The sequence below is a fragment of the Pseudomonas sp. GW821-FHT10C09 genome, assembly GCF_059415465.1.
The window spans coordinates 91,093-97,092 of the sequence record NZ_JBWKNG010000026.1; the positions used below are offsets into that span (position 1 = coordinate 91,093).

At 61.5% G+C, this 6,000-nt stretch carries 4 protein-coding genes; all 4 read left to right on the forward strand.

The window, feature by feature from the left end:
* Nucleotides 1–9 precede the first annotated feature (9 nt).
* The 4 genes from AC07N8_RS24385 (at nt 10) to AC07N8_RS24400 (ending at nt 5,713) form a co-directional block, all read left to right on the forward strand.
* On the forward strand, nt 10–1,023 hold the full coding sequence (locus AC07N8_RS24385) for a helix-turn-helix transcriptional regulator (protein ID WP_493146087.1): 1,014 nt from the start codon (nt 10–12) through the stop codon (nt 1,021–1,023).
* Between the two features lie 131 nt (nt 1,024–1,154).
* Nucleotides 1,155–3,002, forward strand: coding sequence for an amidohydrolase (locus AC07N8_RS24390; RefSeq protein WP_493146089.1), 1,848 nt, complete (start codon nt 1,155–1,157; stop codon nt 3,000–3,002).
* Nucleotides 3,003–3,158: 156 nt separating this feature from the next.
* A complete protein-coding gene (locus AC07N8_RS24395) occupies nt 3,159–4,571 on the forward strand; it encodes a purine-cytosine permease family protein (protein WP_493146091.1) in 1,413 nt (470 codons plus the stop codon).
* A gap of 134 nt (nt 4,572–4,705) precedes the next feature.
* On the forward strand, nt 4,706–5,713 hold the full coding sequence (locus AC07N8_RS24400) for an Ldh family oxidoreductase (protein WP_493146094.1): 1,008 nt from the start codon (nt 4,706–4,708) through the stop codon (nt 5,711–5,713).
* Nucleotides 5,714–6,000 lie beyond the last annotated feature (287 nt).

Genomic DNA, 6,000 nt, shown 5'->3' on the forward strand with positions numbered 1-6,000 from the left:
ATCAAGAAGATGGAGGAGGGGAACGAGGTCGGTGGCACACCGTCGATGGTGACGCTGAAGGCCTTCAATCAATGCGTATTGCACCTCGGGCGACTGGCTCGGGAGCGCGGCGCCTCGCAATTCATCGAAGACGGGCTGCAAGCCTTTCGCACACTGGTGCCGTTTGCGTCGGCGTGGTGGGGCGAGATGTCCACGTCAGATGCCCATGTGGCGCCGAAAAGCTGGATGCACGGGCGCATAAATCTGCCCGAATCGTTTGCCGCCGAATGGCACAAGAGCGCGGGCAGCGACCGGTTCTCCCATGACACCCTGAGCCAACCCGGCGCAGTGGTGCGTGACAGTGGCTACACCGATCCCCATGTGGAGGTCGACGCCTTCGCTCGCCGTCATGACCTCTACCACGTGATCTGCATCACCTTCGAGTTGCCTGAAAGCGGTTTGATGTTTTTTGTCTGCCTCTATCGCGGCGAAAACGCATCGGGGTTCAACGACGGCGAAGCCGCATTGTTTTCAGCCTTCTGCGATCACCTGTTGCAGCTGTGGCGCTTCCAGGTGCAGGACATGATTCGCATCGACACCGGTAACGGTGCCAGCGACTTTGGCGTGGCGCGCATGGACGGCACGCTGCTGTACGTCGGCGCCAGCCTGTGTGCGGCGATCCAGCGTGAAGTGCCGGGGTGGAGCGGTTCGATGCTGCCGGCGCAGGTTATCGCCCAGTTGCCAAAAGCGCCGAGCGTCATGCGCCTGGGACGTTGTGCGCTGACCCTCAGCCCGAATGGGGAGCACGTCATTCTGTCCCTCGAAACCCAGTCACGCGGTGTGGTGCTGGCGCCACGGGAGCGGACGGCGGCGATGCTGTTCGCGGCCGGTCATTCGTATAAAGAGATCGCCAAGATCCTCGGCTTGAGTCCTGCGACTGTGCGCACTTATCTGCGCAACTGCTATTTGCAGTTGGGCGTGAAAAGCAAGGTTGAGTTGGGTTCTGTCCTGTCTGCACAGACAACTCGCCGCGAAGCCCTTTGAATCACTGACCCCTCCTCATTTGTGGAGGTCCCTCCAACGCCCGCGCACGCTAGGGTATGCCTTGCATATCAGGGGCTTGCGCGCAGGCTGTTCGGGCCTCTTCCAAAACTATAAAAACAGAGGTGAGGCAGTTGAAATTCTCCAGGCTTTTTGTCGCCATTGCGGCAACCACGGCATTTTCCGGTGTGGCGCTGGTGGGGTGCCAGACCCAGGGTTCGACCCCGGCAGACATGGTCATGCGCAATGGTTATGTCTACACCGTCGATGGCCAGAACTCGGTGCAGCAGGCGATTGCCGTCACGGGCGGGAAGATCGTCTATGTCGGCAACGACGAAGGGGCGGCGACGTACATCGGCAAGCAAACGCAGTTGATCGATCTGGCGGGGCGCATGCTGATGCCGGGTTTTATCGATGCGCACATGCACCCGGGTGATGGCGGCCGCGCCATGACCTTGTGCGACCTGAAATACCAGACCATGACGCGCAAGGAGTTCCAGACCACCATTCAGGCGTGCCTGGATGCCGACAAGGGCAAGGGGCCAGATGTCTGGCTCGAAGTCGGCAGTTGGGACCGCATGGGCATGGACGGCCTCGACGGCGACCCGGATAAATCGACGCTCGACGCCCTCAACACCAAACGGCCGATTCAGGTGCGTTCCACTGACTTCCACACCGTGCTGACCAACTCGCGCGGCCTGGCCGTCGCCGGCATCAACAAAAACACCGCCAATCCCGGTGACGGCAAGTACGTGCGCGACAGTGACGGTAACCTCACCGGTATCTGCGAAGACGGCGCGGCCGATGCGATGGCCGCCGTGGTGCCGCCGGCCACCGATGCGGAAAAACTCAACCAGACCCGCGCCGCACTCGACGCCATGCGCCAACAAGGCATCACCAGTTTTTTCGATGCCTTGTCGGGGCCGGAGAACGGCAAAGCCTTCACGACCTTGCAGCAGTCGGGTGAACTGACCGCCCGCGCCTTGCTGGCGATCAAACTGGACCCGGCCGCCGCTGCCGCCGACCCGGCGAAAACCATCGCCGAGGCAAAGGCGATGGCCGCCACTTACGATCAGGGCGAAGCCAAAGTCGCGCCCGGCGTGAGCATGCGTCACGTCAAATTGTTCATGGATGGCATCATCAATGCACCGGCGGACACCGGTGCGATGTTGACGCCGTACCTGCACAACGCCGGCACCGAGAAGGCACCGAAATGGGCGCCGGGCAAAAACGTCGGTGAGTTGTACTTCCCGCCGCAAGTGCTCAAGCCGCTGCTGTTGCAAGCCGTGCAGGCCGGCCTCGACCCGCACCTGCACGCCACCGGCGACCGCGCCGTGCGTGACTCACTCGACGGCATCGAATACGTGCGCCAGCAATTGCCCGGCAATGGCTTTCGCCCGGCCATCACCCACAACGAGTCCGTGGACCCCGCCGACTATGGGCGTTTCAAGGCCCTCGACGTGACCGCCAACATGTCCTTCCAGTGGGCGCAACAAGCGCCGTCTACCGTCGACGGCACCAGCGATCACCTCGGCCCTACTCGATTTGCGCGCATGGAGCCCTCGGGCAGCATCGCCCGTGCGGGCGGTCGCGTGGCCTATGGCAGCGACTGGCCGGTTGACCCGCTTGATGAGTTCCTGGCGTTGAAAGTCGGGGTGACCCGTTCCGGTGATCCGACGAACCCGCACAGCTATGGCCCCAAATACGCGGGTCGCCTGAATGCCGACCCGGCGCTGTCCCGTGCCGAAGTGCTGCGTACCATCACCGTCAACGCCGCTGAGCAACTGAAACTGGAGAACGTTGTGGGTTCGGTTGAGGTGGGCAAGTTTGCGGACCTGATCGTGCTGGATAAAAACTTCATGCAGGTGCCCGAAGAGGAACTGGCCCGCAACAGCGTGTTGATGACCGTAGTGGGGGGCAAAGTCGTGTGGGCCAAGGCGCCGTTCGTAGGCCAAGTGGCGATGACCGAACAACAAAAATGATCCACGCGTAAAACACCTTCCCTGTGGGAGCGAGCCTGCTCGCGAAAGCGGTGAGTCAGCTTGCATCAATGTTGACTGTGCCGCCGCCTTCGCGAGCAGGCTCGCTCCCACATTGGGTTGTGTGGATTCGTTCTATCTTTGAAGAGAATAAAAATAATGACCCAGCCCCGCGATAGCCAACAACGAAGTCCCCTGATCGAGACCCGCTCGATCGATTTCATCCCCGAGGCCGAGCGTCATGGCAGCCTCTACAGCCAGTTCACCCTGTGGCTCGGTGCCAACCTGCAAATCACCGCGATCGTCACCGGGGCGCTGGCCGTGGTGTTGGGTGGTGATGTGTTCTGGTCATTGATCGGCTTGCTGATCGGCCAGTTGCTCGGCGGTGCCGTCGTCGCCTTGCACGCCGCCCAGGGACCGAAACTGGGTCTGCCGCAGATGATCTCCAGCCGTGTGCAGTTCGGGGTCTACGGCGCGGCGATCCCGATTGTTCTGGTGTGCCTGATGTACCTCGGTTTCAGCGCCACCGGCGCGGTGTTGTCGGGGCAGGCGATTGCCCAGTTGATCAGCGTCAGCGACAGCACCGGCATCCTGATTTTCGCCGCATGCATCACGTTCCTGACGATCTTCGGCTATCGGGTTATTCACCTGGTGGGGCGTGTGGCCAGCGTGCTCGGCATCATCGCCTTCGCTTACCTGTTTACCCGATTGATGACGCTTAACGACATCGGCCTGCTCCTGGAGAACCGCCACTTTGGCTGGAGCACGTTCCTGCTGGCGGTATCGCTGTCAGCGTCCTGGCAGATTGCGTTTGGCCCGTACGTGGCCGACTACTCGCGCTACCTGCCGAGCAGCACGTCTTCCTGGAAAACCTTCACCGCCGTCGGCCTCGGCACTGTGCTCGGCGCCCAGGCATCCATGGTGCTGGGGGTGTTTGCCGCCGCACTGGCCGGCGCCAACTTTCGTGGTCACGAAGTGGCGACCATCGTCGGCCTGGGCAGTACCGGGGTGATGGCGTCGTTGCTGTACCTGAGCGTGGTGTTCGGCAAAGTCACCGTGTCCACACTGAACGCCTATGGCAGCTTCATGTGCGTGGCCACCATCATCAGCGGCTTCCGCAGTCGCCTGGAAATCACCGCCCGCCAGCGCATGCTATTTGTGCTGCTGATCGTCGCGACATCGACCACGCTCGCGTTGGTCGGCCAGTACTCGTTCCTCAACTCGTTCAAGTATTTCATCCTGTTTTTGCTGACGTTCTTCACCCCGTGGAGCGCGATCAACCTGGTGGATTACTACTTCATCAACAAGGAGCGCTATGACATCCCGGCCTTGTCCGACCCGGCCGGGCGTTACGGTCGCTGGAACGTGTTGGGGATCAGCGTGTATGTCAGCGGCGTGTTGATCCAGCTGCCGTTTGTCGACACGCATTTCTACTCCGGGCCGATGGTCGCGCAGCTCGGTGGCGTGGATATTTCCTGGATCGTCGGGTTGGTGGTGCCGGGTATTCTTTACTACCTGCTGGCGAGGAAATCAGCAGTGGTTCTGCCGGCGGTACGAAGCACCAAGGCCTGATCGACAGGGGCGACAGTGCATGGATTGATATTGCACTGTCGCCTGTGCTGATTTCGTCACTCCCTCCGTGCAAACCCATCAAGCCCTGGCGCCTCGAATAGACCACCCTGACCGGTCTGTTCAAGGAGATGACCATGATCCGACTGACCCTGATCGAAGCCCATGCGTTGGCCGAATCGATCCTGTTGCACAACGGTTTCAACCTGGCCCATGCGCGTGCGGTGGCGGCGACGGTGACTGCCGGCGAGCGCGATGGCTGTGCCTCTCATGGCTTGTACCGGGTGCTGGGGTGCGTCAATTCCCTGCGGGCCGGTAAAGTCTCGGCCACGGCCCAACCCGAGGTGATCAACCAGGCACCGTCGATTGTGCGGGTGGATGCCGGTGGCGGCTTTTCGCAGTTGGCGTTTCAGGCGGGTTTGCCGCTGCTAAAGGAGAAAACCCGAGCCAACGGGATTGCGGCGTTGGCGATCAATCACTGCGTGCATTTCTCGGCGCTGTGGGTAGAGATCGAGCAATTGACCGCTGCCGGCCTGGTGGCGCTGGCGTGTAATCCGAGTCACGCCTGGGTGGCCCCGGCCGGTGGGCGCTTGCCGGTGTTCGGCACCAACCCGATTGCCTTCGGCTGGCCCCGTCAGGGACAGGATCCTTTCGTGTTCGACTTCGCCACCAGCGCTATCGCCCGTGGCGACATCGAACTGCACCGCCGTGCCGGCAAAGCGATTCCCGAGGGCTGGGGCGTCGACGCACAAGGGCAGCCCAGCACCGATGCCAACGTCGTACTCGACAGCGGCGCGATGCTGACATTCGGCGGGCACAAGGGCTCGGCGCTGGCGGCCATGGTGGAGTTGATTGCCGGGCCTTTGATCGGCGACCTGACCAGTGCCGAATCGCTGGCTTACGACGCGGGCAGCAAATCGTCGCCGTACCATGGGGAATTGATTATTGCCCTGGATCCACGGCGCTTTTTGGGGGACTCGACGGAGGTGCATCTGGCCAGGGCCGAAGCGTTGTTCCAAGGGATCGAAGGGCAGGGCGCACGCTTGCCCTCCCAACGCCGATACGAGGCGCGGGCGCGTAGCTTGGTGGAGGGCGTGCAGATCCCCGAGGCGTTGTATAACGACCTCACGGCATTGCTGGCTTGATTCAATAATTGTGGGAGCGAGCTTGCTCGCGATGAGGGCGGTACATTCAACATCTCTGTTGACTGACACACCGCTATCGCGAGCAAGCTCGCTCCCACAGTTAGTCCAGGTCGTACACAAATATTGTTCCCGGCAACAATCCAGTGTGGGAGCGAGCCTGCTCGCGAAGGGGACGGCACATTCAACATCTCTGTTGACTGACACACCGCTATCGCGAGCAGGCTCGCTTGTATGGTAGGACTTGAAGGGAGGAGGAGGGACTAGGCTCGATTCTGACTGTTGACGCA

Bases quoted from the DNA above. Each gene is read 5' to 3' on its own strand.
- AC07N8_RS24385 (WP_493146087.1), top strand. From the start codon at position 10: ATGGAGGAGGGGAACGAGGTCGGTGGCACACCGTCGATGGTGACGCTG.
- AC07N8_RS24395 (WP_493146091.1), top strand. From the start codon at position 3,159: ATGACCCAGCCCCGCGATAGCCAACAACGAAGTCCCCTGATCGAGACC.
- AC07N8_RS24400 (WP_493146094.1), top strand. From the start codon at position 4,706: ATGATCCGACTGACCCTGATCGAAGCCCATGCGTTGGCCGAATCGATC.